Source organism: Micromonospora sp. NPDC093277, from assembly GCF_044765245.1.
In the GTDB taxonomy this organism is placed as follows: Bacteria; Actinomycetota; Actinomycetes; order Mycobacteriales; family Micromonosporaceae; genus Micromonospora.
This window is the reverse complement of the sequence record NZ_JBIWJO010000017.1, coordinates 43,010-47,809: the sequence shown is the minus strand read 5'-3', so window position 1 is coordinate 47,809 and position 4,800 is coordinate 43,010. Positions and strand designations below refer to the sequence as shown.

The 4,800-nt window shown below is 71.7% G+C and carries 5 protein-coding genes; 2 read left to right on the top strand and 3 right to left on the bottom strand.

Annotation, left to right across the window (positions count from 1 at the left end; genetic code table 11):
* Positions 1-159: 159 nt before the first annotated feature.
* The 3 genes from ACIRG9_RS28430 to ACIRG9_RS28420 form a co-directional block, all read right to left on the bottom strand.
* A complete protein-coding gene (locus tag ACIRG9_RS28430; RefSeq protein WP_402862438.1) occupies positions 160-441 on the bottom strand; it encodes a GlsB/YeaQ/YmgE family stress response membrane protein in 282 nt (93 codons plus the stop codon).
* Positions 442-677: 236 nt separating this feature from the next.
* On the bottom strand, positions 678-2,555 hold the full coding sequence (gene lepA, locus ACIRG9_RS28425; RefSeq protein ID WP_402862435.1) for a translation elongation factor 4: 1,878 nt from the start codon (positions 2,553-2,555) through the stop codon (positions 678-680).
* A 93-nt stretch (positions 2,556-2,648) separates the two neighbouring features.
* On the bottom strand, positions 2,649-3,185 hold the full coding sequence (locus tag ACIRG9_RS28420; protein ID WP_402862432.1) for a DUF4240 domain-containing protein: 537 nt from the start codon (positions 3,183-3,185) through the stop codon (positions 2,649-2,651).
* Between the two features lie 117 nt (positions 3,186-3,302).
* Between ACIRG9_RS28420 and ACIRG9_RS28415 the strand changes: the two genes are divergently transcribed.
* Entirely contained in the window at positions 3,303-4,280 is a 978-nt protein-coding gene (locus ACIRG9_RS28415) for a phosphotransferase family protein (protein WP_402862429.1), read from the top strand.
* Positions 4,281-4,393: 113 nt separating this feature from the next.
* Positions 4,394-4,660 (top strand): 30S ribosomal protein S20, encoded by a 267-nt coding sequence (rpsT, locus tag ACIRG9_RS28410; RefSeq protein WP_402862426.1) that lies wholly within the window; start codon positions 4,394-4,396, stop codon positions 4,658-4,660.
* The last annotated feature ends 140 nt before the right edge of the window (positions 4,661-4,800 follow it).

Sequence of the window (4,800 nt, the reverse complement as noted above, 5' to 3'; positions counted from 1 at the left end):
CGCGGCCCGGGGGGGGGGGGTCGTACCCCCCCCGCCACTCTGGGGGGGCGGGGGGCGCGCCCCCGATCTCTCGCCGTTCCCCCCCCCCCGGGCGGCCCGGGGGGGGGGCCCCCCCCGGGGGGGGGGGCCCCCCCGCCCGGTGGCGCTTCGGTGCGTGCGTCAGTAGCGTGAGACACCGCGTCGACGGCCCACACCGGACACCAGGGCCACGGCGACGGCGGCCAGCAAGACCTGCACCAGCAGTTCCATCCAGTCGACACCGGCGGTCTCGGTCGCGATGCCCAGCGCCCGGGCGAGCACGGTACCGAGCAGCGCGGCCCCCACGCCGATCAGCATGTGCAACCAGATCGGCATGTTCTGGCGGCCCGGAACGACCAGGCGACCCAGCGCGCCGACGATCAGACCAACGATCAACGCGGTGATGATGCCCGTGACGGTCATGGTCGTCTCCTCCCAAGAGTTTTCACACGTTCCGTGTGGTTCCTGTCGTGACCGGTAAGTTCCCGAGCCGCGTAAGAACCAAACCGAATCGCCGCACGGCCGATGCCGGCGGTCGATGCGCGAACCCGCGGTGGAACCTCATTCGGGTACGCGGAAACGGCCGGCGCCCCACCCGCGGGACCCGGAAACGGGTCACCGTGGCGGGGCGCCGGCCGTGCGTCGACGTACCGGAGGGGCTACTTCTTGCCGGCGGGCTTGCCGTCCCCGGACTCGGAGGAGAGGGCGGCGATGAAGGCCTCCTGGGGCACCTCCACCCGGCCCACCATCTTCATCCGCCGCTTGCCTTCCTTCTGCTTCTCCAGCAGCTTGCGCTTACGGCTGATGTCACCGCCGTAGCACTTGGCGAGCACGTCCTTACGGATCGCGCGGATGGTCTCCCGGGCGATCACCCGGCTGCCGATGGCGGCCTGGATCGGCACCTCGAACTGCTGGCGCGGGATCAGGGTGCGCAGCTTCGCGGCGATGGTCGTGCCGTAGCTGTACGCCTTGTCCTTGTGCACGATGGCGCTGAACGCGTCCACCGGCTCACCGTGCAGCAGGATGTCCACCTTGACCAGTTCGGACGCCTGCTCGCCGGAGGGCTCGTAGTCCAGCGAGGCATAGCCCTTGGTACGGCTCTTCAACTGGTCGAAGAAGTCGAAGATGATCTCGGCGAGCGGGAGGGTGTAGCGCAGCTCCACCCGGTCGGCGGAGAGATAGTCCATGCCGAGCAGGGTGCCCCGGCGACCCTGGCACAGCTCCATCACCGCGCCGACGTAGTCGTTCGGGGTGAGCACGGTGGCCCGGACGGTCGGCTCGTACACCTCGGCGATCTTGCCGGTCGGGTACTCGCTCGGGTTGGTGACCACCACCTCCTCGCCGTCCTCCTGGATGGCCCGGTAGACCACGTTCGGCGCGGTGGAGATGAGGTCGAGGTTGAACTCCCGCTCCAACCGCTCCCGGATGATCTCCAGGTGCAGCAGGCCGAGGAAGCCACAGCGGAAACCGAAGCCCAGGGCCCCCGAGGTCTCCGGCTCGTACGTCAGCGCGGCATCGTTGAGCTTGAGCTTGTCCAGCGCCTCGCGGAGGTTCGGGTAGTCGGACCCGTCGATCGGGTAGAGGCCGGAGTAGACCATCGGCTTCGGGTCCTTGTAGCCGCCGAGGGCCTCGCTGGCCGGCCGGGAGTTGATGGTGACCGTGTCGCCGACCCGGGACTGGCGTACGTCCTTCACGCCGGTGATCAGGTAACCCACCTCGCCGACGCCGAGCGCGTCGGCCTTCACCATCTCGGGCGAGATGACGCCGATCTCCAGCAGCTCGTGCACGGCGCCGGTGGACATCATCTTGATCCGGTCCCGAGCCTCGATCTTGCCGTCGACCACCCGGACGTAGGTGACCACGCCGCGGTAGACGTCGTACACCGAGTCGAAGATCATCGCGCGGGCCGGGGCGTCGGCCTCGCCCACCGGCGGCACGAACTGCCGGACGATCTCGTCCAGCAGATACGGCACACCCTCGCCGGTCTTGCCGGAGACCCTGATGCAGTCCGCCGGGTCGCCGCCGATCAGGTGGGCCAACTCCTCGGCGTACTTCTCGGGCTGGGCGGCCGGCAGGTCGATCTTGTTGAGCACCGGAATGATGCGCAGGTCGTTCTCGAGCGCCAGGTAGAGGTTGGCCAGGGTCTGCGCCTCGATGCCCTGCGCGGCGTCGACCAGCAGGATCGCGCCCTCACAGGCGGCGAGCGACCGGGACACCTCGTACGTGAAGTCGACGTGGCCCGGGGTGTCGATCATGTTCAGCACGGCCGCCTCGCCGGCCCGGTCGCCCTCCCGGATGGTCCACGGCATGCGCACGGCCTGGCTCTTGATGGTGATGCCGCGCTCGCGCTCGATGTCCATCCGGTCGAGATACTGGGCGCGCATCTGCCGGGGGTCGACCACGCCGGTGAGCTGCAACATCCGGTCGGCCAGGGTCGACTTCCCGTGGTCGATGTGGGCGATGATGCAGAAGTTCCTGATGCGCGCCGGGTCGGTGGCACCAGGAGCGTTCGCGCCGGGATCGAGCGTCGGTGGCACAGCGGTCCGTTCTGGTCGGCTGACGTGAGCGGGCCGGCGCGCCGCCGGCCCCCTCTATGCTCCCACGCCGCCCGGGAAGCCGGTCCTCCCCCGTCACTCCAGCGGCGGCTCGGCGAAGAGGGCGGCCAGCCGGGGCAGCCGCCGCCGCGCCTCCTCCTCGTCGTCGAAGTCCCAGAAGTCGTTCAGATCGGGCACCGGCACCGGGTCCCGCTGCGCCGGCAGGTCGGTCGCGGTGGCCTTCCGGTGCGCCTCCCAGGGCACCGCCAGCATGTCCTCGCACTCGAACTCCTCGCCGCTGAGCGCGGCAGCCCGGACCTGCGGCAGCTCGGCGAGGGAGTCCGGGTCCGCGACCGCCTTCGCGAAGACCGCCCGGCCCTGGGTCATCAGCCAGCCCCGGAAATACTCGAAGCCGTCGTCGGAGGCGCCCCCGTTGATCAGATACGCCGCGCCCCAGAGGTCGACCCGGTAGGAGGCGGCGAGCACCCGCCGCTGGTGGTGGGCGTACCCGACGATCTCCGCCGGGTCCCGCTCGGCGAGCAGGGCGACCGCGCGGGCGGCGACCGCCTCGGGCTCGCCCCCGCCACCGGCGCGGGCCTGGTCGATCAGCTGCCAGAAGTCGTCGGTCCTCATGGCCTGGCAGTCTCCCAGACCGGCGCCCGGTGACCGTCCGGCCGCGGCGTCCATCGTCACGCCCGGATCCTGCCAGCGAGGTACGACAGATCGGCCGGAGTCGGGCAGCATGATGCCGTGCCCGAGATCTCCCTGCCACCGGTGCCCTACGAGGCGACGGCCGTCCGCCCCGGCTGGGCCGAGCTGCCGGCCGGGCTACAGGACGCGCTCGCGGCCCGGATCGGCGGCCACCCGGTGGCGGTCCGGACCGCCGGCGCCGGCTTCACCCGGGGCTTCGCCGCGCTGCTGACCGGCCCCGCCGGCGACCGGGTCTTCGTGAAGGCGGCGGCGCTGGCGGATCAGCGGCACCTGGTCGACTGGTACGCCCACGAGGCGGCGATCCTGACCCGGCTCCCCGCCGGCCTGCCGGTCCCCCGGCCGCGCTGGGCGCTGACCGAGGCCGGCTGGTACGCGCTCGCCCTGGACGCGATCGACGGGTGGACGCCCCGGCTGCCCTGGCAGCCGGCCGAGCTGGACGCCGCCCTCGCCGCGTACGCCGAGGTGGCCGCCGCGCTCGCCGACCCACCGGCGGAGCTGGTCGCGCTCGGGCTGCCCCGCCTCACCGACCTGGCCCGCGACGACATTCTCTGGTGGGACGAGGTGGCCGCCGGCCGCGAGCCCACGCCGGATCTGCCCGCCTGGGCCCCGCTGGCCGAGCTGGTCGCGCTGGAGTCCCGGCTGCCCGGGTACGCCGAACACGGCGGGCTGGCCCACTGCGACCTGCGGGTGGACAACATCCTGCTCGACGCGGCGGGGCGGGCGTGGATCTGCGACTGGAACTGGCTCTGCCACGGGCCGGCCTGGTTCGACCTGGCCGGCCTGCTGATCACCGCGTACGCCGCCGGCCTGGACGCGGACACGGCCTTCACCACCCACCCGGCGTCGGCCGGCGCCCCGGCCGACGCGCTGGACGTCACCCTCGCGGCCCTGTCCGGGTACTTTCTGACCAGCGCCGCCGCCGGGCCGTCGACCGCCTCCCCCCATCAGCGGGCTCACCAGCGGTGGAGCGGCCAACAGGCGCTCGGCTGGCTGGCCGCCCGACAGGGCTGGGGCTAGAGCCGTTTTGGCTCGTCGCGGCCGACCTGGTAACCTGACTTTTCGCGCGGCGATGACGCATGCTCGTCGTGCGCGAAACAGACCAACCCGAGCTATCAAGACGAGGCTGTCGCGTGGCGAACATCAAGTCCCAGATCAAGCGCAACCGGCAGAACGAGAAGCGCCGGCTGCGTAACAAGTCGGTCAAGTCGTCGCTGAAGACCGCCGTCCGGAAGTTCCACGAGGCTGCCGAGGCCGGCGACGCCGAGCTGGCCACCACCCTGATGCGGGACGCCTCCCGCAAGCTGGACAAGGCTGTCAGCAAGGGCGTCATCCACGCCAACCAGGCCGCCAACCGGAAGTCGGCGATCGCCCAGCGCGTCGCCTCGTTCTCGGCCTGACGAGCGTCCCAGACCCGACCGGAAGCCCCGGGGGCGGTGCCCCCGGGGCTTCCGGCTGTCGGAGTTCAGAGCCGCCACGCTGTACGCCCTGATCAACGCTGCTCTGCGCCCTGCTCAGGGACTGCCAAGCGCCCTGGTCA

Excerpts from the sequence above, each read along its gene's own strand:
- ACIRG9_RS28420 (WP_402862432.1), bottom strand. The coding sequence starts at position 3,185 with ATGAGGACCGACGACTTCTGGCAGCTGATCGACCAGGCCCGCGCCGGT.
- ACIRG9_RS28430 (WP_402862438.1), bottom strand. The coding sequence starts at position 441 with ATGACCGTCACGGGCATCATCACCGCGTTGATCGTTGGTCTGATCGTC.